Below are 24,358 nucleotides of genomic sequence, written 5' to 3'. Positions count from 1 at the left end.
CAGATTTACTGTTCTTCAATTTTACGTCCCCAAAGCTGAAGGCCAACCAACTGGGTGAAGAGAACGATGAAACCGCGTGGGTTATCCGGGCGAATGACGGCAGGACAAAGCGATATCCCTGTCTGGGCTGCATCCATTTCGCTGAATGTGCTTTCGTTGCTGATGCCAATTTCGATCCTGCTGATCTTTGATCGGATCATTCCATTTCAGTCGGTCGACACCCTGCGGGTCCTGACAGTTGTGTTATTGGTCAGCGCAGTGTTGGAGCTGATTTTGCGTCAATGCCGTGCAATTTTGCTCTCGGCTGCAGCTGAGGATGCCGCTGTATCGAATTTCCAGCGGTTTATGACCACGGTGATCACAGCGAATACGCTGAGCTTTTCCAAGGTTCCGGCAAGCACTTACGCGGAACGTTTCGGGGCGATCGGCCAGTTAAGAGATCACCAGGCCGGGCAGGGGCAAACTCTTTTGATTGATCTGCCATTCACCCTGTTGTTTGCGGTGCTGATCGGGTTGATCGGGGGGTGGCTTGTTTTGGTCCCGCTTGGAGCATTTTGTACGGTCACCATTTTCGCGGCCATCATGAAGCGTGCGCAATGGCATTTGTTCCGCCGTCGTAAATCAATCGACACGCGCCGCTATGCGTTTCTATCCGAGATTTTGACTAGCATGCAGACGGTCAAGGCCAACCGGATGGAGCGGCAAATGACCCGCCGTTTTGAGATGCTTGAAAGCCAGACAGTGGATATGAGCCGGAAGTTGATTCAGTTTTCCGGTCTGGCCCAAAACTTCGGAGCGATCTTTTCGCAAACGACCGTGGCGGCCATGGGTCTGCTTGGAGCCTATCTGGTAATCAGCAATCTGATTGGCATTGCTGAAATGGCTGCCTGCATGTTGCTGAACGGCCGGATTGTGCAGCCGTTAACCAAGCTGATGGCGCTTTGGGTCCAGTCCGAGAATGTCGCGATCTCGCGCAGCAGGCTCGGCGAAATGGACAGTCTGCAGACGGTTTCCAGTGCGGTCTCTGATCAGCCAGCCTTGACCGGCAGGATCGAGATCAATGACGTCTCGATGAAGCGGTTGAATGGCTCTGGGCATAGTTTCGGCCCTATCAGATTTCGCGGCGCGCCTTCTGTTGGGGTTTTGATTGAAGCTGAGAAAAGCTGGATGGTAGATGAGCTTTTCGATGCCTTGTCCGGGCAACGAATGCCCGATCAAGGAGAAGTTTGGATCGACGAGCGGCCCGCAGTCCAACGTGCGGCACAGCGTGGGCAGAACGCCATGGTCATACTCGAGGCTCAGCCAGCGATCCTGTCCGGCACGCTATTGCAAAACCTCAGTGCTTTTGGTGATGCCGCGATGGTCGAGCGAGCAAAAACAGTAGCTGCAGCATTAGGGCTGGAGAAACGCATTCATCGTCTTCCTCTGGGCTATAACACTCCGCTGAACACTGGGACTGCATTTGAAAAAGAACCGGTGAACAGGCAGATGATCGCCCTGACACGGGCTCTGGCCATGCAGCCGCGCATCCTGCTTATGAATGAGCCAACGGCAGTTTTGGACACTGCCGAAAGGCAAGCGCTGGCTGACTATCTAATGTCTGTTTCGCCGCGACTGACCCTGATTATTGCCAGCCCCGATCCCCGAATGAAGAACCTCACACAAGAGACAGTTCGCCTCAGGTCCTCTGCCGAGGGTGTGTATGCGGAATGGGAACTCGACACGACTTTAGAGCAAACAGCGGCAAAGCTTATCAGAAAGGGGGCGGCATGATCGCTTTGAACGCGGAAATTGCAGCGCAGTTGTTACAGCAGCTTCTGGTTCAGGGCGGATGGCGAAACCGTCCGGATGCGATCATCGAAGCTACGCCACACATGTCCGAATGGTTTCGGGTAGAGGATTTTCTTCAGACGCTCCGCAACCTTGGTCTTCCCCATACGCAGTTGAGGTGCCGCGAAAACGAGATATCTGATTGGCAATGCCCGGCCATGGTCTTTCCAGATCAGGGAGGCTGCTATCTTGCGATAGGACGAACAGGGCGCGGCATCCAGGTCAGCGACGATCACAATCCCGATCTGCGTTTATTACAGCCAACACATCGTTTTTGCAGGGTTATCAGGATCGACCGGTTTGATCATCAACACGAAGACGACCGCCCAATAACTGTAGGAGCAGCATTTGGTGGCTTGCGGGCGATGATGCCATGGCTGATTATTTCGTCGTTTCTAACTAACCTGCTGGGGCTGACCGCGCCCCTGTTGGTTATGGCCATTTACGATCGCGTGATTCCGTCAGGATCAGTCGATCTTCTAATTTCATTGGCTTTCGGTGTGGCCATAATCGGCCTCTCCGACCTGTGTTTTCGTCACGCTCGTACCCGAGCGCTTGCTTACATTGGCTGGAATGGCGAACGACAGATGATGGAGGCATTGTTTCGCAAGTTGATGTCCCTTCCACTGAGCCAGCTTCAGAAGTCTGATATAAATCAGCAACTGTCCCGGTTCAGACAATTCGAATCCCTGCGCGACATGTTTACCGGTCCGGTAATGGGAGCTTTTCTTGACCTGCCCTTCGTTCTGATTTTCTTTGCGGTTTTGTGTTATCTGGCGCCATCTGTCGGTCTGTTGACATTGGGTTCGATCCTGTTCCTTGTCGGCCTTGGTATCTTTACCACTGCCTTTCAACAACGATTGGACAAGTCGGCGGCCGAGGCCAATGTGGCCAGTCAAGCCGCCATTCATGACGCGGTGCTGCATCAACAGGTGATGGTCAATCTGGGAATGCAGAAACAATGGCTGGCACGCAGTCTGCCCCTTGCTGAAGCCAACGAACGCGCGACAGCACGTGCGCGTTTGTTTCAGTCATTTACCCAGTCGCTTGTACAGTCAATCTGTGGATTGGCGACGGTCGGGGCAGTCGTTTTAAGCGCATATGGGGCCCTGAATGGCTCATTGAGCTTTGGCGCAATGATCGCCTCCATCGCGTTGGTGTCCAAAGTGCTGGCTCCGATTCAATCTCTGTACACCAGCTTCCCTCAAATTCTGTCGTTCCGGTCCAGCAGCACACAAGCCGATCGAGTTCTTGGACTGCCCGAAGAGTTGGAAATGGGGCTCAAGCAATCGCATCAGAAGACGCTTAGCGGTTGGGTCTGTTTTTCGGGGGTGACGTACCGTCCCGATCCGTTGAATCCTCCGATCCTTTCGCAGGTCAGTTTCCAGTGCAATCCGGGTGAGGTCGTGCTGGTCATGGGGAGTGATACGGCAAGTCGCACTGCCATTCTCGACCTGATAGACGGGCTGTATAGCCCCCTGAGCGGCACCATCGAGCATGATGGGATAGATATTCGCCAGATCGCTCGCGACGAATTACGGAAATCCGTCACATACGCAACCTATGAGAAATCCTTGTTCTATGGCACGGTCGCGCAGAATTTCCGCCTGGCGGTGCCCAGCCTTTCTCCGGACCAGGTTGCCGAGGCTCTGGACGGGATGGACCTGCTGCATGATCTCGAACTTTTACCAGAAGGCCAGGAAACGCGACTGACCGACACTGTGCTGTCGCAGTTGCCTGAAGAGGCGGTCAAAGCGCTGACTCTGGCTCGCTGTATGGCGCGGCCTTCTTCGCTCTTTCTGTTTTCCGAACCGACCAATGGTCTTTCGGATCGTCGGCGTCACCTGTTTAAGCACTGGGTTGGTGACAAGCGGGGGAAATGCACTGTAGTCATCGCAACCGCCGACCGCTCATTCATGCAGATCGCCGACCGTTTCATATTTCTCAATGGCGACAAGGTTGCTGTGAATGCCACCGGAGAGGCTGGCCGGAAGAAGCTGCAAGCCGTGTTGAAAGCGCTCGGAGGATAGCCATGGCCATATTCTTGAATAAACCAATCCCGCAAGAGGCGTCGGAAGTGAACAGCCGAAATAGTAGCAGGCAGAAACCGCGCCTGGCAGCCTTTTTGGCATTGACCTCTTTGGGGATGATCGCTGGCCTGATTGCTCTGTCAACGCAAACGGCGATCCCGCAAATCACGCGCGCACCGGGTACAATCATCCCTTTCGGAGACTATTTACAGATCGAGACACTGCAGGGCGGTGTCGTTCAGTCTGTGCATGTCCATGACGGTCAGATTGTCGAAGAGGGCGATGTCCTGATTCAGCTTCAACACCCAGACCTGTTGCACGAGCGCGATGTCCTTGCGGGGCAGATGTCAGCGGTCGGGCAGGAATTGGCGAACGCGCGCGCCGTGCTGACAAAACTGGGCAGTTCAGAACCGTTGGCCCAGTCGGAAATCGAGGTTCTTGCCCTGAGCGGTTTAACAAGCGCTTCGGCGGCGCTGGAGCTGTATGCCGAAAGTCAGCGTATCCAGCGCCTGTCTATTTTCCAGCAGGAGGGGACACTTTCTATCCTGGCCAAGGCGGCCACGGTCGCTCAGGAACGGGTGGACAAGAAAGAGATTGCCCTCCAGCGATACGCGCAGTTGCAGTCACAAGGCCTCAAATCCCTAAGCGATTTTCTGGAGGAAGAGGATGAGGTTGATGCATTGCGCGCTGCCGTCTCTGACGCGCGGGTCCGGGTTGCGGAACTCAGGAACGCCCTGACTTTGGCAAAGGCATCTCTGGCCCGGGAAACCCTTTCGTTACGCGAAGAAACGCTTATTAGGCTTTCCGAATTGGAACAGGAAGATGCGCGCCTGCGTGTATCGGTTGGCGTGGTAACCTCCAAGCTGGACGCCCTGCGCATTTCTGCTCCGGCTCGTGGCATCATCCAGGCGGTCACACACCCTAGCCCCGGTGAGGTCATCGCCCCCGGAGAGGCGATATTTGAACTATTGCCGACACGACAGGAACTGGTTGTCGAGGCGAGGATACCCAATTCCGAAGTTGGGCATGTAAGCACTGATCAGCCGGTCGCCGTCAGCATTGATACTTTTGATGTGCGTCGATTTGGGAAAGTCCCGGCGCGTCTGCAATCGGTCTATCCGTTGCCGTTGACAGATGAGCAGACCGGAGAGACCTATTTCCGCGCAGCCTTTGCCCTGTCCCAAGACAAAATCGGATCGGGATCGTTCCAACGTCCTTTGAGTGCAGGCATGACCGTGGTGGCCGAAATGACAACCGGAGAGCAGACTCTTTTGTCATACCTATTGAAGCCGGTTCAACAGACTATCGAGGGGGCATTCAAAGAGCGCTAGATTTTTCAGCGCATCTCAGAGCCAGAGGAAATGAAGATGTAACTGCCGGAATCCTGCCTGAATTCGTTTTCCCAAGGGCCGGCTTACAACAGCATCGGTTTCGTAAAACAGAGCATACAAACATCCAAAACACTGGGCATTCAGTGTCGATTTGGCCACAGAAAGGATATTAGAAACTAGCGGGAAATGGTGGGTGATGAGAGACTCGAACTTCCGACATCTTCGGTGTAAACGAAGCGCTCTATCCTAATCCGCCCGTGCAACAAGGTGCTGTTTTCCACTGCCGCAACCAGCACATATCTTGGAGATATGTATAATGTTGTCAGTAGCTTGGAGGTTGCACAATCTTCTGGACGTATCAAGATCATATGACATCTTTCTTAGATCAGGTCTGTCGCTGATCGAACTGAAACAAAGAGTTGGTGCAGCGGTGGCGCAGCGCTGCATGCACAGCCGCAGGGACTATGGGGGCAATTGTCCCTCTGTGATCCTTAGATAGGGGCTCCAAAAAGTGTGTTGCAAATCTTTGTCGACCCGATCTTGGTGTGTAGTGGAAAAGCAGTCTAAGTATTCGCAACGTAACTAAACACCGAGGCGAAATTTGGTCGGTGTCATTCCGGTTTGACCTCGGAAAAAGCGAGTGAAATGGGACTTGTCGGAATAGCCGAGCATCAGACCAATCTCCGCAATTGTCATCTTGTCTTCTTTGAGGTGCTCTTTGGCGGCATCGACACGCAGCCGTTTGATTTCACGGGGTAGCGTTGTGCCTTGTTGCTGAAGCGCTTTCAGAAACCGTTCCGGTTGTATTCCCAGCATTCCAGCCACCATCTCTGGCCCCAAATCGGTTTCATCCAGTTTGTCGCGTAAGACAGAGCGCAAAGCTGCCACCACGGTTACTTCTTCCTCTTGTTGAGGTGAGGCTATGGGCTTGGCAGAGCCCTCAGAGACATGGTGCAAAAACAACCAATCCACAGGAAAACTAATTTGCATTCCGGGATCACTCCCAAGGCCAACCTCAATCCCTTTGTAGTCGATAGGCAGACCATTGATGTATCTGCTTTCCCATCGCACACGCGAAGAATCCCAAGAATCTCCGACGACGGTCTGCAATAGGCGTACATAGATTGCGGCACCAAAACCGGTCACCTGAATGGGTGGGACAGTTGGTTCCTGTTGCCTCTCGATACGGTAAGTCGCTTTGTCTGCTTCGATGACGAGACTGTGCCGCACAGAATTGGACTCCTGCGGTACGAGCCCAACAAAGCGAGTAAAAAACTCGAATAGCGTTTTTGTAGATTGCAAGGCTTGAGCGAAGGGCGGCCATCCTTGTAGGTCAAACGCCTCCCCTACATTCAGTCCTAGATATCGATCCCCTGATACTTCTGAGAAGGCATTCACCAAACCGTAGACCAGCTCTGAGTGAACGAACACGGTTGGGTCAGACATCAGTTCGGCTTTCAATCCGACCTGGTCCAATGCTGGTTGCGGATTGATCTTGCGTTCGGTGAGATATTGCAAAAACGGAGCGGCTAAGGAGAGGCGAATAAAGCCCTCGCTATGCTCTTGAGAGGTGGAGTTGAAAGGCAAGCTCGTCACCCTTGTGATGATTGGTCGATTTATTCAGTGGCCATTTTTACGATCACATTCGAACATGCCAATTCAAAAGTGGCAACCGAGGCAAAATTTTCCGGACTACAGTTGGCAAAACATGAATATGAAGGGAGTACTTATGTCCGGTCTACGAATGTCGCTTTGCTCGACGGTAATTGTCGCTGCAGGTCTTTCTTTTTCAGCATCCGCGCAGGCTCAGGATCAAGAAGAACCCCAAACGTTGTTTACCAACGTGGACATCTTCGATGGCGTGAATGAACAGCGTATCGAGAATGCCAGCGTATTGGTCGAGGGCAACCTGATTAAGTCCGTATCAACCGATGCGATCGATGCCCCCAATGCTACGGTCATCGACGGAGAGGGGCGGACACTGACACCCGGGTTTATTGAACTGCACGCACATCTCATGCTGATGGGGCCGACCTTGCCTGCGATGGAGGCCAACACGACCTGGGAGGACTTTGCCATACACGGTGCGCGGATGGCTGAGATGTATTTGATGCAGGGTTTCACCACTGTCCGGGATGCTGGTGGCGCTAATGGCGGACTACGTAGGGCGATTGACTCGGGGCAAATCGAGGGCCCTCGTTACTATCCATCTGGGGCGTTTATCGGAACACGCGGTGGTCACGCTGACTTCGCGAATTTCACAGCACCACCTGGTTCGGAGACAAACATGGGTCGGCTGAACATGGCTCAGGAGGTCAGTGGTGTCGATGACGTCTATAAATTCGCACGTAACAACTTTCGTATGGGCGCGACGCAATTGAAATTCATGCAATCCGGTGGTGTCGTGTCGGCATTCGACCCTTGGCAATTGCTGGCCGGGTCGCCCGAAGAAATCAGAGCCGCCGTCCAGGTCGCGAATGAATATGGCAGCTATGTCATGGCGCATTCCTATCGTAAGGAAGCTATCCTGAGTGCGCTCGACGCAGGTGTTATGTCAATCGAACATGGTTTTTCTTTTGACTGCGAAATTGCCGAAGTCATGAACGAGAAGGGTGCGTACATTACAACAAACCTAACGGCATTTGACCCCGGCCTTCTCGACATTCCGGCTGTGGCGAATGTTCCGGCGAGCCTTGCCAAGGCAAAGTCTGCCTCGGTCACATTTGCAGGCTATATCGACAATATGAAAGAATGCCCGGTGAAGCGGGGTTTCCAGACAGACTGTGTTGGTTCGGTAGAGGCGTGCAATATCCAGATTGCCTACGAAAAACACTTAAACAATGATTTCTTCGGCCCCTATACGTCCATGGTCACGTTGACATCGACGGGTGGCGAGGTAGTCGCTCTATCAGGAGACTTTATGAACCCTTATACCGCAGGAAAACTGGGTGTGATCGAGGAAGGCGCCTATGCAGACATCCTGCTGATCGATGGTAACCCCCTCGAAGACTTCTCGGTTGTTGGCACGGGTGATCAGTGGTTTGGTGCCGATCCGAGGCCGGAAAGCCCTGAAACGATCCGGCTGATCATGAAGGACGGTGTGATATACAAAAATACACTGAATTGACCCCAAAACTCGACCGGAGAGTATTCATGTTCCTTTGGTTTCGTTCCGTCTTGCTCGCGGGTTTGGTCTGTTACGGTCCTTCCGCCATGGCAACGCCAGGAGCAGTGCTGGACTGGGCAGACCTCCCGGACCCATCTGTGCAGGTCTTTGAGGATCCCTATCGGGACCTCAGCCCCGAACAGTTCGACGACGTCCTATTCGTTGTGCGGATGCGTGGCAGGCTGCAGCAAGACACTGGCAGCGCGGAAGAAAGATTGAAATGGCAGGAGCTTCTGACCGAGACCGAGGATGCCTTGGCGGGAGTTGGCGTTGATGTCGATTGGCTGCTCGATCAAAGAGAGCTTGTGAAAGAACGGCGAAGAAAGGCAGGAACAAACGGAAATCCGCAATTCGACGGTCAAACAATAACAATCGCGGGCTTTGCCATCCCGGGCCCGAGCGATCCAGACGGGCGATCTGTGGCGTATCTAGTGCCAGAACGAGGAATGTGTAGCCACATGCCCCCGCCCCAACCCAATCAAATGATTCGCGTGCGGTTGAATGGCGACTGGACGCCCAGCTATTTCCACGAACCCGTTCGGCTGACGGGCACGCTGACTATCGATCCCACTGTTCAGAATATGATGGTTGTGGACGGCCTCATGCCTATGAGTGCGACATTCCAGTTGGAGACGGAACGTGTCGAAACTCTGGAAACCGAAGCAGACAGGCTGGAATGGAAGCAGCGTGCCGCTGATCGTATCCGAGCGGCGGGCAATCGCAAGACCGGCGGGGCAAAGGCGTCTGAATGATAAGACTTCTCGTTGTCGTACTGAGTATTGTCTCAGCCGGCGCGGCGTCGGCTCAAGGTCTGTCCGGGCCCTCTTCGGTCGAAGCTGATCTTGAGCCCGGAGATGGACTGACCGATCCACAATATCGTTCCGATTTTCCGCGCAATACCGCACCGGGTTGGTTTCAGTGGAAAGACCGACTGGCGGAGAATGGGTTTCGGTTCAACATTGATTACTTGGCATTGGGCCAAACCACGAACGCGGATCTGGGGGAGGGCGAAGCTGCCAGCGGAATTGCGCGGTTCTATGGCAGTTGGCAGGCGACTGAACAGGGGTCTTTGACATTCAAGATCGAAGACCGGCACAACTATACCGATGTTGCCCCACAGTTTCTTGGTCTGGATGGTGGAGCTCTTTCGATCACGGGAACAGCCTTCAACGATAATGGTTTGCTATTGACCAACTTGTTCTGGACCCAAAGGGCCGAGAACGGTTCGTGGACGCTGCAAGTCGGCCAGATTGATGTAACGGACTTTGTGGATATTTATGGGTTGGTAAGCCCATACAGTGGTTTCCAAAACCTGTCTTTCAATACCAACCCGACAATCAACGCACCCAACCAAGGCCTTGGCATTGCAGGCGGGATAAAGCTGAGCAAGAACCTCTACGCTGTCGCGAGCGTCTCAGACGCAAACGCCGACCCGTCTGATCCAAACTTTGATGTGTTTAGCGACGGCAATCTCTTCAAATCACTCGAACTTGGTTACACCTCTGACTTTGATCGCATTTACTTCGACAATATCCATCTGACCCTCTGGCATGCGGATGCGGCTGACGATGGTAGCCGTCCAGAAGATTACGGCGCCGCGTTCTCAGCAGCATGGTTTGTTGACAATAAGTGGATGCCGTTCTTCCGGGCAGGGGCCTCAAAAGGGGCAGCAGCACTCTATGATCGGTCCGTTTCTGCGGGTATTGGCTACTACGGTCGCAATACCGATTTGGCCGGGTTGGGTCTGAACTGGGCCGAGGCAAGAGGCATAGATGGCGATCAGTTCACACTCGAAGCATTCTACCGTTTTTCAATCGCACCCGGACTGCAGATCACGCCATCACTGCAGTTCATTTCTGACCCGCTGCTGAATCCCGCTCAGGATAGCATTACGCTGTTCGGCCTAAGAACCCGGATCGTTTTCTGAGGTGGATCGAAAGTAGCAGCTAAGATCAAAACAGTTAGGGACGTTCTGTCATGAAGACCCTGTTGGCCGCATGCGCCATAGCGAGCACTTTTGGTGGCGCGCTACACGCCAGCGAGGAAAGCAAGACTTGGGATGCGTCAGAAGAGGCGAAGCATATCGTGCAAGACATAATCGTCCTCGGCATGTTGGCTAGCCACTATGGCACTGGTTGAACCGACCACTACCAGCTTCATACCTACTTCGCGCGGGCTCGGGACTTTCGCAGCACTTCACCAAGTGTCATCTCGGATACGCCCACACTGAGGGTTGGGGTTAGCAATCTCCTGTCGGTGCTCATCTCCGTTTCACTAGCCCACTTCGTCGCATCAGCACGCTTATGAATAGACTTAGATCGGGATTGCCCGTCCTTCCGCACAGTCGCCCGCCACTTACCGTTAGGTCGTTTTACTATTGTCGCCATGGTCCATATCTCCTGTGTTGGAGACATCTTTTCCGTTTAAGTGCAGCGGAGGCGCAGCGGACACAGTTTCATGCGCAGCACGGCAAAAGGTGCTAGTCGCGTAAGACCTTGATACATTGTGGGGAAAGAATGGTGGGTGATGAGAGACTCGAACTCCCGACATCTTCGGTGTAAACGAAGCGCTCTACCAACTGAGCTAATCACCCGTGAGGCTGCATTTAGCCAAGCCGGCGCGCGGGCGCAAGAGGGTCCGGCACAATTTCTTTCACTGAATTTAGACAAGGCGGGAATCTGGGGTGATATCACAGCCAACCGGGCTCCGATTTATCAGACTTTCTGAGGGATCACGAAATCTGAACCAGTCGTTTCGGACCAGGCACCTTCAAAATATCTTGGGTGTTGTTGCGGCTATGGATTGCCCGTTTCAAAGGTTCTTATTCACGATGCGTCCTATCGATGCTTGCGCGTCCCCCGCCGCCTCAGATATCCCCTGATGGAACCTTAACCTACGAGACGGGAACAATATGACCCTGTCATCCGCAAGCCGTTTTCTGGTTGCTGCTATTGTTTTGGGTAGTTTGATATCGACTCCGCAGCGTGCAGAGGCCGACGATGTTTTGGTTTTTGCTGCTGCCAGTCTGAAAAATGCTCTGGATTCACTTGTGCCGAGTTTTGAACGGCAAAGCGGTCAGGAGGTTGTCATTTCGTATGCGGCGTCTTCTATACTGGCACGTCAAATTCAACAGGGCGCCCCGGCGGATGTGTATATTTCAGCCAACAGTGACTGGATGGATGTCCTTCAGGAGATTGGGCTGATTGATGCTGGATCGCGGGTTAACCTTTTGGGAAATGGGCTTGTCCTGATCGGTGGGACGACGGCCGTTGAAATTGAGGGGCTTTCCCCGCAGACGGACATCTCAGCCGCTTTGTCAGGTGGGCATCTTGCGATGGCCCTGGTCGATGCCGTGCCTGCGGGAATTTACGGCAAAGCGGCGCTGCAAAACCTAGGTCTTTGGGATAGTGTTCAGCAGCAGGTGGCGCAGACCGACAATGTACGCGCGGCTCTGGCATTGGTTGCCGCGGGGGCTGCCCCCTTGGGTGTTGTCTACCGATCGGATGCCCAGGCCGAGGATCGGGTGCGGGTTGTGGCCTCTTTCCCTGCAAATCTTCACCCGGAAATTGTCTACCCGGCCGCTGTAACAACGCAAGCCTCAGCCGAGGCATATGCATTCCTAAGCTACCTACAGACGGACGCAGCGATGGCGGTCTTTGCAGAGCAGGGATTTGCCCTGCCGGGCGACTAGCCGATGGGTTGGCTGGGACCGGAAGAACTTGAGGCGCTGAAATTGTCGCTGCGTGTCTCTTTCTGGGCAACGCTGGTTACTTTGCCCTTTGGTGTATTCGTTGCCTATGCACTGGCACGCTGGCGCTTTCCCGGGCGACAAGTGTTGAATGGGTTGGTGCATTTGCCATTGATCCTGCCGCCCGTTGTTACGGGATATCTGCTGCTATTGATCTTTGGTATTCAGGGCCCGATTGGTGGACCTCTGGCGGGGCTTGGAATTGTCTTTGCGTTTCGCTGGACCGGCGCGGCGCTGGCCGCTGGGATCATGGCGTTTCCGCTGATGGTCCGTGCTATTCGCCTTTCGATCGAAGCCGTCGACCCTAAGCTCGAACAGGCCGGAGCCACGCTGGGTGCCTCGCGTCTTTGGGTTTTTGTCACCGTAACCTTGCCAATGATTCTGCCCGGGGTGATCGCCGGAACCATCCTTGCTTTTGCAAAAGCCATGGGTGAGTTTGGCGCGACGATCACCTTTGTTTCGAACATACCTGGACAGACACAGACGTTGCCATCGGCCGTTTATGCGTTTCTGCAGGTTCCGGGTGGTGAGGCGGCGGCGATGCGGCTAGTGGTGATATCGGTCATCATCGCGATGGGGGCGCTGCTTTTGTCAGAGTTTGTCGGTCGTCGCGCCGCGGCAAGGGTGTCGGGGACATGAGCCTTTCCGTCAATCTGCAACATGATCTGCCAGGTATTCAGTTGGATGCCAAATTTGATGCGCCTGCCGGGGTGACGGTTCTGTATGGAAGGTCCGGCGCCGGTAAGACGACAATCGTTAACGCTGTTGCGGGATTGCTGGAGCCCAAAGCTGGTCGCGTATCCGTGGACGGGTGGACGTTGTTCGATACGGAAAAGCGCCTTTGGCTGCCTCCGCATAAACGCCGCTTGGGGTATATTTTTCAGGAAGGCCGGCTGTTCCCGCATCTGACAGTGCGCCAGAACCTGTCCTATGGGCGCTGGTTTGCGCCCAAAAGCGTGCCGCGCGAAGACCCCGATAAGGTAATTGAGATGTTGGGGATCGGGCATCTTCTGGACCGTCGTCCACTGAGCCTGTCAGGTGGCGAGAAGCAGCGTGTCGCCATAGGCCGCGCCTTATTGGCCAGCCCGCGTCTGATCCTCGCGGATGAGCCTCTGGCCGCATTGGATGATGCACGGAAGGCCGAGATACTGCCCTATTTCGAACGGCTTCGGGATGAGATTTCGGTGCCGATCCTTTATGTGACCCACTCGGCAGCCGAAGTTGCGCGGCTGGCAACTTCTGTCGTTGCCCTGCAGGACGGCAAGGTGGTTCGGCAAGGCCCGGCTTCCGAAGTGATGGCTGATCCTTCTGTGGCCCCGCTCGGTGTCAGAGCCGTTGGTGCGGTGCTTCAGGTGCAGGTATCAGCTCACCATGCAGACGGGTTGACCGAGTTGGCAGCCGAAGAGGCGCGCCTATTTCTGCCGCGTATTCCCCATAAGGTCGGTGAAAGCCTGCGTATTCGCATCCCCGCACAAGAGGTGATCCTTGCCAGTAAGCGGCCCGAGGGCTTGTCAGCGCTGAATGTACTGGAGGGCAAGGTTGATACGATCCGAGCGGGGGAAGGCCCCGGTGCGATCGTCTCTGTCATTACACCTGCAGGGACTATTCTGGCTCGGATCACCCGACGTTCGGTAGAAGCCCTTGGGCTTGCTGCGGGCAAACCTTGCTTTGCGGTGATCAAAACCGTGGCGCTGGCACCGCAGGATGTTGGTGGGCGGCTGCACTTTGAGAATTGAAACGGCGCTTTACGGAAAGCGCATCTGTTCTATGATTTCCCAAGGAAACCATTTTGTCCGGGGTCGAGCACCATGAAATACTTTGTATCAACATGTATTCTAACGCTGATGATGGTGCCTGCCATGGCCCAGGCTGTTGGGTTCGGGGTCGGTATAAACCCCGCATTCCGAACGACAGTGACACCACGTGACAATGGCGTTTACGAGGTCGCAACCAGTGGCAGCTCTGCGCCAGTGGCCTATTGGTGCGGGATCGGGGATTTTGCGATACGCACGCTTAGAACCAAATCGAACCAGCGTATTTACATAACCCGGGCCTATGACAAACAGACACGGACGGTGCAATTCTCGCTGACTGCGCCCGAAGGGGTTGATACGACGCCGGGCTATTCGGTTACTGTCAAACGCGTTGGCGAGAACATGTCAGCGGCATCGGCGCAGCGCTATTGCTCTGACAATTTCATGGATTTCGGGTTCTGAAACCCCGGAAGTAAAAAGCACTGCAGGGGCAGGTCAGGCGCTAGACCCATTTGGCCAAGGGCGGCAGGCTCATAAGCACTGCGTCCGGGTCGTGCCCGGTCTCTAGCCCGAATTTGGTTCCGCGGTCATAGACAAGGTTGTATTCGGCATAGAGCCCGCGATGAATCAGTTGGGTATCCTTATCGGCGGTGTCAAAGCTCTGTTGCCTGCGCTTTTCGACCAAAGGCAGAAAGGCTGGCAAGAAGGCCCGCCCGATATCCTGTGTCAGGGCAAAGTCCGATGACCAGTCTCCGGTGCAATAGTCATCCAGAAAGATACCGCCGACACCGCGGGCGCGCTTGCGGTGCGGGATAAAGAAATACTCGTCGGCCCACTCTTTCAAACGCGGATAGTGGCCCGGTCCGTGGGGATCCAGATGGGCCTTCTGGCGTGCGTGGAAATGGGCAGTGTCTTCGTCATATTCGATACAGGGGTTCAGGTCTGATCCGCCGCCGAACCACCAGGCGTGAGGCGTCCAGAACATGCGCGTATTCATGTGAACAGCGGGAGCGTGCGGGTTCTGCATATGGGCAACCAGGCTGATACCCGAGGCCCAGAACCGCGGGTCCTCGGTCATTCCGGGAATGCCTTTTCGGGCAGCCATTGCCTGTTGCGCCCGTTCCCCGAGCTGGCCGAATACGGTCGAGACATTGACGCCGACTTTCTCGAATACGCGGCCGCCGCGCATCACGGACATCAAACCGCCACCAGCGTCCGCCCCGTCATCGGAATGCCGTTTGGTCTCTTTGACTTCGAAACGACCGGGTTGAGCATCGGAAAAAGGCCCGGTGTCGTGGGAATCCTCAAGCTGCTCAAAAGCGTTTACGATTTCATTGCGCAAGTCACGAAACCAGGCTGCGGCGGTGGCTTTTTCAGTATCGAACATCTGTTTAATGGGCCGGGGCTGCGACGGGGTCCAGCAAAGTGCGTCCACCGTCAATGGTTAGGATTTGTCCAGTGATGAAACCTGCGGCGTCCGAGGCAAGGTACTGTGCGGTTTCGGCCAGTTCGTTTGGCGCGGCAATCCGGGAAAGGGGGGTGTGCTTTTCGATATCATCCCGAAATGTGCGATTTTCCTTGAGCGTGGATTGCAGCGAAGCGCTCATCACCGATCCCAGCGCGATCGAGTTCACGCGGATGCGGTTTGGGGCAAGGGCAACGGCCAGGGATCGGGTCAACTGATCAAGCGCTGCTGTAGACACCGAATAGGCCATCAGATCGGGATGGGTGCGACGGGCAGCAATCGAAGATAAATTGATGATGGATCCCGCAGGGTTTTCGTTTTCATCATCACCGGATTGCTTGATCATACGTTTGGCAACAAGTTGGCTCAGTCGCAAGGCAGGCATCAGGTTCTGGTTCAACAAGGTGCGGACCGAGTCGTCTTCCATGTCCAATGGATCAGACGGAATAACCTGTCGCGAGCCATTTATCAGGATGTCGACCTGTTCGAAAGCGTCAATCGTGGCCGAAAGCAGGTTCGCAATCGTCAGCTTTTCACGCAGATCCCCGGCGAAGAAACGGATGTTGCTGTCATCTGCCTGCTCGCCCAGTTCATTGGCCAGTCGTTTTTCATCCATGTCGGCGAACATGACATTGGCCCCGGCATCCGCGAAGTGACGTCCGATGGCCAATCCGACACCATTTGCACCACCTGTGACGATCGCGGTCTTGCCGGCTATGGAAAAGGACATGCGTGTTCTCCTGATGTGCGGTGCAGGTTAGCGGGTATCACCGCCGAGGGCGAGAGGCGTGGAAGACCTTGAAACGATTGTCCCCGGTCACTTCCTTCACCTGGGCGAAGGCCTCGTTCAGCGTAATTTCATAGGGTAGGTGTCGATTGGCGACCATCCAAAGGGAACCGCCCCGTGTCAGACTGCGCGCAGCAGATTTGATGAATCCCTGACCCAACGTGGGATCAGCACTGCGCGATGTGTGAAACGGCGGGTTCATAATGACCGTATCCAGCGGCTCAGGCGCGCGCCAGGTGACCGCGTCGGCCCAGTGGAACTGTGCACGGTCGTCTTTTACATTTGCACGAGCACATTGCAGGGCGATGTGATCGGCCTCGACCAGATGCAATTCCTGCAGCCCCCTTGCACCCATTAGCCCTGCGGACAGGTATCCCCAGCCAGCCCCCAGATCGGCGACCCGACCGCCCAGTTTTTCAGGCAGGGCAGCAAGCAGCATTACTGAAGCCGGGTCGACCCCGTCTGCAGAAAATACTCCGGGCGCTGTCTGAAATCCGTCGGCGGATTGGGTGGCGGGTGCGGCCCAGTCCTCGAACGCGTTTACGTCGGACTGGAACCAAAAGATCTTGCCATGTGCTTTTGCGATGGGCCCCTGCACGGTTACGCGTTTGCGAATATCCTTCAACAGGCTGTCGACGCCATTTGTCTTAGCGCCGTCGACCACAACCAATCCGGCCGAACGCTTGCAAGCCTGATACACGAGGCTGCGGGCCAAAGCCTTGGCACGCGGCAGGAAAACGATGGCGTCCTGGCACAGGTCATCGGCCTCGGGCGTGGCCCTGAATCCGTGATCCGCAAAATGGTCGTGAAACGGCTTGAATGGCTGGACTACCTGTGTATCTGAAGCCAGCCCAGCGAGGTCTTCCTCGGGCGTTGGCCCAATCACGGACAGGGGTTGCGCGATTTCAAGGCCGCTTTGCAAGGCAAGATCTAGGCGAGGGGACATTGGCAATTCCGAAAAGAGGTCAGGCGTCGCCTTACTCTTCGCGTTCCATAGTGCACTGCAGGGGGTGTTGATGGCGGCGAGCAAAATCCATGACTTGCCCGACCTTGGTTTCGGCAATCTCATGACTGAAGACACCAACAACGGCGACGCCCTTCTTGTGGACGGTTAGCATGATCTCGAACGCCTCTGCGTGGGTCATGCCGAAAAAACGTTCCAATACGTGAACGACAAACTCCATCGGGGTGTAGTCGTCATTCAAAAGCAGCACTTTGTACAGCGGCGGGCGTTTGGTCTTGGGGCGCGTCTGTACCAGGATCGACGAATCTGCATCGTCGTCCGATTTGTCAGACATCATCCATTGGTTCTCAAACATTAGGCGCAAACGTCCGATTCAGGCTTCGGTTTATCTGTGCGCTTATATAACGTCCAATGCGTCAGATAAAAGAGCCAGCAGGACGTTATCCAAATGGGCGAAAAACTAACCACAATCGGGTTCGATGCCGATGACACGCTGTGGCACAACGAACGGTTCTTTCAGCTGACGCAGGCACATTTTGTCGACCTGCTATCAGATCATGCCGAATCGGATCACCTGATGGACCGATTGCTGGCTGCCGAAAAACGCAATATCCGGCATTATGGGTATGGAATCAAAGGATTCACTCTCTCCATGATCGAAACGGCGATCGAAGTGACCGAAGACCGTGTTCCGGCAGCGGTCATTCGCCAACTGATCGAAGCGGGGCAAGAGATGTTGGCCCATCCGATCGAGCTATTGCCCTATGCCCGGCAGGCCATCGAAAGCGCTGCCGACACCCACCGCGTAATCCTGATCACCAAGGGTGATCTGATAGACCAGGAACGCAAACTTGCGCAATCCGGTTTGGGCGATCTTTTCGACGGGGTCGAGATCGTGTCTGAAAAGACCCCGGAAATCTATCGCCAGATCTTCGCGCAGCATGGCGAGGGGCCCGCTGCGGCTATGATGGTCGGAAATTCGATGCGGTCCGATGTGGTTGCTCCGATTCAGGCCGGATGCTGGGGCGTATACGTGCCGCATGGGCTGGTCTGGGAGATCGAGCAGGCCGACGTGCCGGCCGACAGTTCCAGATACCACGAATTGCCCGATCTTAGTGGATTGACGGCGCTGGTTCGCTCTTTGAGTTGATGTTGCCATTTGGTCGCAGTTTCCGAAAATAGGGGCCGGCCGACGACACAGTCTTGACGAAATGGCAGGTTTAGCGGTGCACCGCCGCTTGCACCGCCACATCTAGTGGGTCTTTGACATACGCTGAAAGCGTTAAAGATATGAGCTTTCGGTTTCTTTCGCGGGGGTGCTGTGCTACGCTGATGGGTAATAAAATAAATAGTAGCTGACCGGGAAAACCCGGCGGCCTGAGGTAGACAGAGGCAAAAATCGTGCAGGTACGGCGGACAGTTCCGGCCCCTATGGGCGTATTCCTTGCAGCATTCCTGTTGTTGTTTTCCTTCGCTCCGGCGCAGGGCATTGCTGCACCATATGCGGCGATGGTGATCGACGCGCGAACGGGCGAAGTGCTGCATTCCCGAAACGCCGATACACGCCTCCATCCTGCCTCGTTAACCAAAATGATGACGCTGTATATCGCATTCGAAGCGGTTCGGAACGGTGAGATCACTCTCGATACGCAGGTGACCATCACCAAAAAGGCTTCCTCTGAACCGCCTTCAAAGCTGGGTTTGCGTTCGGGGCAGAAGATTGCTTTCCGCTATTTGATCCGTGCGGCGGCGGTGAAGTCGGCCAATGACGCTGCCACTGCCATTGGTGTTGCCCTCAGCGGGTCCGAGGCCGCCTTTGCGCGCCGCATGACACGTACCGCCAAGGCGATGGGAATGAGCCGTACAACCTTTAAGAACGCACATGGTCTGACCGAGGCCGGACATCTGTCGACCGCACGGGACATGACCACGCTGGGGCGGCATCTGCTGTATGATTACCCGCAATATTACAACCTGTTTTCGCGCCAATCCACGAATGCGGGGATCAAAACCGTTCCCAATACGAACCGTCGCCTGCTAGCGGCCTATCGCGGTGCGGATGGGATCAAGACGGGCTATACCCGTGCAGCTGGGTTCAATCTGGTTGCCTCGGCCAAGCGCAAGGACGAACGGATCATCGCGACTGTCTTTGGTGGCAAATCCGGCGCATCGCGCAATGCCAAAGTAGCCGAGCTGTTGGACATGGGTTTCCGCCGCGCCCCGTCGCGCGCGCCGATCCGCAAACCAGCCCGGCCGGCCTATGCCGGTAATGCAGGTTTGAATGCGAAAGTCGCCAGCGTAAGCGGCGCGCCCACCAGAAGCCTGCGACCGGTTCTTCGACCCCAGCGGGGGAGTACCGTTCTAGTGGCGAACAACGTCGCCGCAACCGCGGCCAAGAACGACGCGCGGATTCAGGACGGTATCGCCGCAGCCATCGCCTCGGCCGGTGTAGAGACGCCGACCGAAGGAACGACGCGCCCGACGGTACGCACGGATGATCTGGTGCTGGCCTCGGCAGAACAGCCCGAGCCAGAGCAGGAAATCGTCACACGCTTGTCGACCTCTGGCGGTCATTTGTGGGGCGTGAATGTGGGGCGCTATACGACCCGGTACGAGGCTGAAAAGGTTCTACTGAAAACGGCCCTGTCGGAAATGACCACATTGGAAGGCACGCTGCGCAAGGTCAATCAAAACTCACGCGGGTTCGATGCGACGTTCCAGGGCATGACCCGAGAGCAAGCCGATCTGGCCTGCCGCAGACTTCAGGCCCGCAATGTCACCTGTTTCATGATCGGGCCGTCATAAGACCCGACATATACTCTCCTGGATGGGTCTGGCCACGGAATTCCTTGGCCTTTTTTTTGCTGAGCGAGCGTGCCGTAGTAGGCGGCAGGGATCAGGTCAGTCGAATACGTGGCCGTGCTGATATTGCTCATCCTGACCGGCGGCCGCAGTCAGGGCCGCGACGTTATCTTTGGTAAAGAACCCATCATACTTATGACAGCGCTCGATATACTCGGTGATCAGCAGAGTGTTCTTCGAGTGTTTTGAGAAGATCTGCTTGAGGTTCGGATCGTCTTTGCACTCTCCAACCACATGGGCCAGGAATGGCACCCCTTGGTCTTTCAGAGTGTTCACAACGAAATCCACATTCTTTTCGCCCGCACCGTGATCGCCGTCCAGAATCTCGATCGCCATGTGATGCAGCCGACGTCCGAAATTGCGGACGAAATCCTCGGTTGGCATGGGCCGTTTGGCAAAAGAGTTTACAAACGAAGGCGTATTATTGGCTGTAAATACCTTGGCCGGGGATTTCTTGTCATCATCCACACCGGCATTGCGGTTCACATTGGTCGACGAATTCATGTCGAAAATGTTGTACGCCCCCCAGAAATAGTAGGGCACCATCGTCAGAAATTCGAGGATCGCATCCTCGCGCTCACCAGCCAGAACGCGTGTCGCCAGATGGTCGATGCCCAACATCAGTGAAGAGATATTGCTATCGGCACCAAAGGCAGCAGCCTCATCCAGTCGCGCTTGTTCTGCGCTGCTGAGCAATACCCTGTCGCCCAGACCCAAACTGTCGGTATCGTTGAAATCCAGCGTTGAATAACCGACCCGGTTGCAGGTGAAATCAGAAGGGGTGGTGAACCGAAGGCCCTTTAGCGTGTAAAACGGGTTCTCGGTGTCGCCGGAATATTCGAACCGGATATTCTGATCCTCCAGCGTTTTGGTCAGCGTGTTCAGGTCAGTGGCGCCAAACACTTCGCCAACATAGCGCGTTTGCGGTGTGTTTCGTGCCAACGGGTACATGCGGTTGATGCGCGGGATGAAGTCTTCGAATGTCGGGCTAAGCGGAGCCATCACGATGAGCGCCGGGTAGTCCAGGTGTGAATGCAGGACCGAGTATTTATGCGTCCGTCCAAGATAGCTGGCCGTGTGGCGGTATGGCGACATCACATATAGCTCGACCAGAGTGTCGAAAAGAACGTCAGTTTCGACCTGAAGCACGACAGCGCGCATGGACCCAACCTGCTGGGCGACACCAGAGCTGGCACGGCGTTCGTAAATTTTTGGCAAATACTCGTTGAAGAAGTCCGAATTCTTCTTGTCGCCGCGTGGTTCGTAAGACGCTAAATCAAAAGACATAAAGTTACTCCTTGCCCAGACTAGGCAAACCAGGTGCGGTTCGTTGCCGGGATTGTGGTATTCAGAACATATGCTTGCTGACATGCTAGGGAGGGAATTCAGCCTCGGCAACAGTCTGAGTACGGGCGGACGCATTGCACCCGCGGGATTACCGCAGGAACTTTGTCACCTCGACCCCGCCCGCGATCAGGTTTTCGCGGACCGAATGCGCAATCTGAACGGCGGTTGGTCCATCCCCATGGAAGCAGATCGTGTCGATCGCGGTTTCAAGCCTTTTGCCGGTTTCGGTAATGATGGCCCCTTCGCGGACCATTTCCAGAATTCGAGGCCCTGCAATTTCGGGGTCGTGGATGACGGCTCCGGGCAAGCTTCGGTCGACCAGAGTGCCATCGTCGTTATAGGCGCGGTCGGCAAAGATCTCGCCGACCCACTTGCAGCCCAATTCCCGAACGGCTTCTTCCTGCTTGGTGACGGCCAGCACCATGATGATGATATCCGGGTTCACGTCCAGCGCGCCCTGATAACAGGCCCGCGCCATGTCGATATCGACCGAACACATGTTAGACAATGCACCGTGCAGCTTCAGATGCCGGACCTGCGTTCCAACGGCGTTTGCCATACCGATCGCCGATCCCAACTGATACCGAACAAGATTTCGCAGGCTATCATGGGGTATTTTCATATTGCGGCGGCCAAACCCCTGTAGGTCAGGAAAGCCGGGATGCGCGCCAATGCCGACACCGTTTTCCGCAGCCAGGGTCATCGTTTGCGCCATGACGTCCGGATCGCCCGCGTGAACGCCACAGGCAATGTTGGCCGAAGTGATAATCCGCAACAGGCTTTTGTCATCGCCCATGCTCCAGGGGCCATAGCTTTCCCCCATATCGGCATTAAGATCTACGCTGGGCATCGGCAAACTCCTTAGTCTGTGGCAGAGATCATTCCGCTGACCAGTTGATAAGATAGCAGGTCAGCAATGTCATGAGGATCACGGATCAGCGGTTCGACCTTGGATGGCAGGTTGGCCAGTTCTTTTTGAAAAGCCGCCTGCAGGGAAATGGCCTCGTCCATTTCGACCAGCCTGAACTGAAGCTGTACGCCCGCCGGGGTTTGCGCAGCCCGCGGCCGGTCACAGGGAAGGACAGTCGCAATTCTGGGATACCCGCCGGTTGTCTGACACTCGGGCAGCAGAATAAAGGGATTGCCAGTGCCGGTCATCTGAATGTCGCCGGGGGTGATGACCTCGGACAATATGTTCAGCTGCCCCTTTGCGGCGAAGCCCTCTCCGTCGCTTTCCAGCTGCATTCCCATGCGATTTGCGCGGGACCCGCGAGTGAATGTCGTGCGCAAAAAGCGGTCTAGCGTTTGCCGGTCGAACAGTTCGGTCTGAAAACTGGCCACAACCCGCAGCGAACCGCCCGAGAACCGATCTTCAGCCCGCAGCTTCTGTCCTGCCTGCTGTGACGCAGCCCCGGCGGATAAGCTGTCTCCGGCCTGTAGGGCGCGCCCGATTTTGGCAGTAAGGTGAGTTGAGCGGGATCCCAGAAACTCCTGCACCTCAATACCGCCGCCCAGGTGCAAATATCCATAGGTTCCCCGTGTGGCGGCCCCGACTATCACCCGCTGTCCGGTCTCAAGGCGGTAAGAGGCATTCCACGAAATGGCAGCGCCATCAATACTGGCCTGCATCGGTGCGCCCGTCAGTGCAATCTGTATGGGATGAGTGGCCTCAAACTCACCGCCCATTCCGGCCATTTCAAGCGCGGCAAGTTTAGGACTTTGTCTCAACAATGCGGCGCCTTCGTGCAGGGCCAGTAAATCTGCTGCGCCAGATCGGGAAAGCCCTTGATCCAGATACCCGTGGCGGCCTTGATCCTGTATTGTACAAGCAGGCCCTATGCGCAGGACAGACAGGCTCAAACCGCGATCTCCTGACAGGTTGCGCCGCCTGATCCATCAACGTCATTGGCGCGAATCGCCTCTAGTTCCTCACGCGTGACTGACATGAACTGCATTTCGTCGCCGGGTTTCAGGGCAAAGCTGTTATGTGCTTCAGGACGAAAACAGCGAAAAGCGGTTTGGCCGATATGTCGCCACCCGGTTGGTGAGGGCCCCGAGAAAAGGACAAATTGCGAAATCGCCAATACCAAAGCGCCCTCGGGCACCATCGGGGTCAACTTATTGAGGCGCGGTATGTTGAACTCGGGGCCGAGCGGGCCAAGATATGGCTGACCGGGAGCAAATCCGATCGTCAGGACGCGGACGGTTGTGGCGCTCAATCGATGAACGGCTTCATCGGGGGACAGCCTGGCCGCAGCCGCTGCCTCATCTAATTGAGGGGCAAGCGCGCCGCCATAAACCGTGGGGACACTCCATAACCTGCGCCCCTGGGGGAGGGGCGCTTTGTACCAATCCTGCCGCCGCAGCAGCTGCTCGACCCGGTCGCGAAGGTTTGCGTGGGCAAACTGGGATGGTTCAAATCGGATATAAGTCGACGCCAGCGTCGCTGAGGTTTCAATGACACCTTCCCACCGTTCAGAATCCACCGCAGCTCGAAACGCCAATGCTGCCCTGTTCGATGGCTCGGCCATGGTTTCGGCGAAAGAGACCAGCAGGCCGTCAAAGCCGACGGTGCATATGCGTGGGAAGATGGCGGCGTGTGTTCGTGTCATCTCGCTGCGTGCCAGTATGTAACTAGTCAGGTGACCTGAACGCAATCCAGAGCGTTTCGCAAGAGAGGGTGCAAAGTATTTGCCGGTGCATCCCTGTTTCAGACCGCGTGCAGGCAAATTCCGACTCGGTGCGGGTGTGTTTCATACCCGGCGACTCACACGAGTCTTGTAGTAGACGTGGGGAGCTCAACAATATGTTGATATCGGGCATAGCTCGTACGGAAAGCAGTGTGGATACCTTAGCCGTGATAATGGGCTTTCCTGGGTGCATCGGTCGAATTTATCACCTTAATTATCAGAATTTATTGAGTAAAATAAGAAAGTGCAAAAAAGTTTCTCAGGGCGTGATTTTCTGCTTGCGGTGTATGTTTGTAATGCTTAGAACCCCCTTCACCGGCGCTGCTGAGGCGCTTGTGACACACTGGAGAGACGGTGGGACGGGTTGGAGAGACGGCCGGACGC

At 55.5% G+C, this 24,358-nt stretch carries 22 protein-coding genes and 1 tRNA gene; 13 read left to right on the top strand and 10 right to left on the bottom strand.

The window, feature by feature from the left end; all coding sequences use genetic code 11:
- The first annotated feature begins 66 nt into the window (after nucleotides 1-66).
- Genes AC2FIC_RS10360 through AC2FIC_RS10350 form a run of 3 tightly spaced genes read left to right on the top strand, consistent with a single transcriptional unit; the run spans nucleotide 67 to nucleotide 5,191 of the window.
- Nucleotides 67-1,773, top strand: coding sequence for an ABC transporter transmembrane domain-containing protein (locus AC2FIC_RS10360; protein ID WP_496870162.1), 1,707 nt, complete (start codon nucleotides 67-69; stop codon nucleotides 1,771-1,773).
- Nucleotides 1,770-3,860: a peptidase domain-containing ABC transporter gene (locus AC2FIC_RS10355; protein WP_496691660.1), complete on the top strand. Its 2,091-nt coding sequence runs from the start codon at nucleotides 1,770-1,772 to the stop codon at nucleotides 3,858-3,860. The genes AC2FIC_RS10360 and AC2FIC_RS10355 overlap by 4 nt, the downstream gene beginning before the upstream one ends.
- A gap of 14 nt (nucleotides 3,861-3,874) precedes the next feature.
- Nucleotides 3,875-5,191 carry an HlyD family type I secretion periplasmic adaptor subunit gene (locus AC2FIC_RS10350; protein ID WP_496870161.1) on the top strand — a complete coding sequence of 439 codons (1,317 nt, stop codon included), beginning with the start codon at nucleotides 3,875-3,877 and terminating at the stop codon, nucleotides 5,189-5,191.
- Between the two features lie 582 nt (nucleotides 5,192-5,773).
- On the opposite strand, the gene AC2FIC_RS10345 is transcribed toward AC2FIC_RS10350, so the two are convergent.
- Complete coding sequence (locus AC2FIC_RS10345; RefSeq protein ID WP_496691658.1) at nucleotides 5,774-6,778, bottom strand: AraC family transcriptional regulator; 1,005 nt, start codon at nucleotides 6,776-6,778, stop codon at nucleotides 5,774-5,776.
- Here AC2FIC_RS10345 and AC2FIC_RS10340 point away from each other — a divergent pair.
- From AC2FIC_RS10340 to AC2FIC_RS10325, 4 genes are all read left to right on the top strand, one after another.
- Nucleotides 6,768-8,318: a metal-dependent hydrolase family protein gene (locus AC2FIC_RS10340; protein WP_496691657.1), complete on the top strand. Its 1,551-nt coding sequence runs from the start codon at nucleotides 6,768-6,770 to the stop codon at nucleotides 8,316-8,318. The genes AC2FIC_RS10345 and AC2FIC_RS10340 overlap by 11 nt on opposite strands.
- 86 nt (nucleotides 8,319-8,404) lie before the next feature.
- Nucleotides 8,405-9,109, top strand: a complete 705-nt coding sequence (locus AC2FIC_RS10335; RefSeq protein ID WP_496691656.1) for a DUF3299 domain-containing protein — start codon at nucleotides 8,405-8,407, stop codon at nucleotides 9,107-9,109.
- A complete protein-coding gene (locus AC2FIC_RS10330) occupies nucleotides 9,106-10,284 on the top strand; it encodes a carbohydrate porin (protein ID WP_496691655.1) in 1,179 nt (392 codons plus the stop codon). The genes AC2FIC_RS10335 and AC2FIC_RS10330 overlap by 4 nt, the downstream gene beginning before the upstream one ends.
- 50 nt (nucleotides 10,285-10,334) lie before the next feature.
- Nucleotides 10,335-10,496: a hypothetical protein gene (locus tag AC2FIC_RS10325; RefSeq protein ID WP_496691654.1), complete on the top strand. Its 162-nt coding sequence runs from the start codon at nucleotides 10,335-10,337 to the stop codon at nucleotides 10,494-10,496.
- A 378-nt stretch (nucleotides 10,497-10,874) separates the two neighbouring features.
- On the opposite strand, the gene AC2FIC_RS10320 is transcribed toward AC2FIC_RS10325, so the two are convergent.
- A tRNA-Val gene (locus AC2FIC_RS10320) sits at nucleotides 10,875-10,950 on the bottom strand.
- A gap of 318 nt (nucleotides 10,951-11,268) precedes the next feature.
- Between AC2FIC_RS10320 and modA the strand changes: the two genes are divergently transcribed.
- The 4 genes from modA (at nucleotide 11,269) to AC2FIC_RS10300 (ending at nucleotide 14,321) form a co-directional block, all read left to right on the top strand.
- The gene (gene modA, locus AC2FIC_RS10315; RefSeq protein WP_496691653.1) at nucleotides 11,269-12,048 is read left to right on the top strand and encodes a molybdate ABC transporter substrate-binding protein; all 780 of its coding nucleotides are present in this window, start codon (nucleotides 11,269-11,271) and stop codon (nucleotides 12,046-12,048) included.
- A gap of 3 nt (nucleotides 12,049-12,051) precedes the next feature.
- Entirely contained in the window at nucleotides 12,052-12,744 is a 693-nt protein-coding gene (modB, locus tag AC2FIC_RS10310; RefSeq protein ID WP_496691652.1) for a molybdate ABC transporter permease subunit, read from the top strand.
- Nucleotides 12,741-13,841 (top strand): molybdenum ABC transporter ATP-binding protein, encoded by a 1,101-nt coding sequence (gene modC, locus AC2FIC_RS10305; protein WP_496691651.1) that lies wholly within the window; start codon nucleotides 12,741-12,743, stop codon nucleotides 13,839-13,841. The genes modB and modC overlap by 4 nt, the downstream gene beginning before the upstream one ends.
- 72 nt (nucleotides 13,842-13,913) lie before the next feature.
- Nucleotides 13,914-14,321, top strand: coding sequence for a hypothetical protein (locus AC2FIC_RS10300; protein ID WP_496691650.1), 408 nt, complete (start codon nucleotides 13,914-13,916; stop codon nucleotides 14,319-14,321).
- Between the two features lie 40 nt (nucleotides 14,322-14,361).
- Here AC2FIC_RS10300 and hemF read toward each other — a convergent pair whose 3' ends face one another.
- Genes hemF through clpS form a run of 4 tightly spaced genes read right to left on the bottom strand, consistent with a single transcriptional unit; the run spans nucleotide 14,362 to nucleotide 17,430 of the window.
- Nucleotides 14,362-15,246, bottom strand: a complete 885-nt coding sequence (gene hemF / locus AC2FIC_RS10295) for an oxygen-dependent coproporphyrinogen oxidase (protein ID WP_496691649.1) — start codon at nucleotides 15,244-15,246, stop codon at nucleotides 14,362-14,364.
- 4 nt (nucleotides 15,247-15,250) lie between these two features.
- A complete protein-coding gene (locus tag AC2FIC_RS10290; RefSeq protein ID WP_142635913.1) occupies nucleotides 15,251-16,054 on the bottom strand; it encodes an SDR family NAD(P)-dependent oxidoreductase in 804 nt (267 codons plus the stop codon).
- 37 nt (nucleotides 16,055-16,091) lie between these two features.
- The gene (locus AC2FIC_RS10285) at nucleotides 16,092-17,057 is read right to left on the bottom strand and encodes a class I SAM-dependent methyltransferase (protein WP_496691648.1); all 966 of its coding nucleotides are present in this window, start codon (nucleotides 17,055-17,057) and stop codon (nucleotides 16,092-16,094) included.
- A gap of 31 nt (nucleotides 17,058-17,088) precedes the next feature.
- Entirely contained in the window at nucleotides 17,089-17,430 is a 342-nt protein-coding gene (clpS, locus tag AC2FIC_RS10280; protein WP_496688683.1) for an ATP-dependent Clp protease adapter ClpS, read from the bottom strand.
- 93 nt (nucleotides 17,431-17,523) lie between these two features.
- Here clpS and AC2FIC_RS10275 point away from each other — a divergent pair, with 93 nt between their 5' ends.
- Nucleotides 17,524-18,225 (top strand): HAD family hydrolase, encoded by a 702-nt coding sequence (locus tag AC2FIC_RS10275; RefSeq protein WP_142635919.1) that lies wholly within the window; start codon nucleotides 17,524-17,526, stop codon nucleotides 18,223-18,225.
- Nucleotides 18,226-18,506: 281 nt separating this feature from the next.
- Complete coding sequence (locus tag AC2FIC_RS10270) at nucleotides 18,507-19,880, top strand: D-alanyl-D-alanine carboxypeptidase family protein (RefSeq protein WP_142635921.1); 1,374 nt, start codon at nucleotides 18,507-18,509, stop codon at nucleotides 19,878-19,880.
- Nucleotides 19,881-19,976: 96 nt separating this feature from the next.
- Here the strand turns inward: AC2FIC_RS10270 and AC2FIC_RS10265 are convergent, their stop codons facing one another.
- The 4 genes from AC2FIC_RS10265 to AC2FIC_RS10250 form a co-directional block, all read right to left on the bottom strand.
- The gene (locus AC2FIC_RS10265) at nucleotides 19,977-21,224 is read right to left on the bottom strand and encodes a hypothetical protein (RefSeq protein WP_142635923.1); all 1,248 of its coding nucleotides are present in this window, start codon (nucleotides 21,222-21,224) and stop codon (nucleotides 19,977-19,979) included.
- A 148-nt stretch (nucleotides 21,225-21,372) separates the two neighbouring features.
- On the bottom strand, nucleotides 21,373-22,134 hold the full coding sequence (locus tag AC2FIC_RS10260; protein ID WP_496691647.1) for a LamB/YcsF family protein: 762 nt from the start codon (nucleotides 22,132-22,134) through the stop codon (nucleotides 21,373-21,375).
- 11 nt (nucleotides 22,135-22,145) lie between these two features.
- Entirely contained in the window at nucleotides 22,146-23,144 is a 999-nt protein-coding gene (locus tag AC2FIC_RS10255; RefSeq protein WP_496691646.1) for a 5-oxoprolinase subunit C family protein, read from the bottom strand.
- Complete coding sequence (locus AC2FIC_RS10250) at nucleotides 23,141-23,896, bottom strand: 5-oxoprolinase subunit B family protein (RefSeq protein ID WP_496691645.1); 756 nt, start codon at nucleotides 23,894-23,896, stop codon at nucleotides 23,141-23,143. Before AC2FIC_RS10250 ends, AC2FIC_RS10255 begins: the two co-directional genes overlap by 4 nt.
- Between the last annotated feature and the right edge of the window lie 462 nt (nucleotides 23,897-24,358).

The organism is Ruegeria sp. CDSC079, from assembly GCF_059610505.1.
Note: the sequence above shows the minus strand (reverse complement) of the source record. Positions and strands in the feature narration are given on the sequence as shown.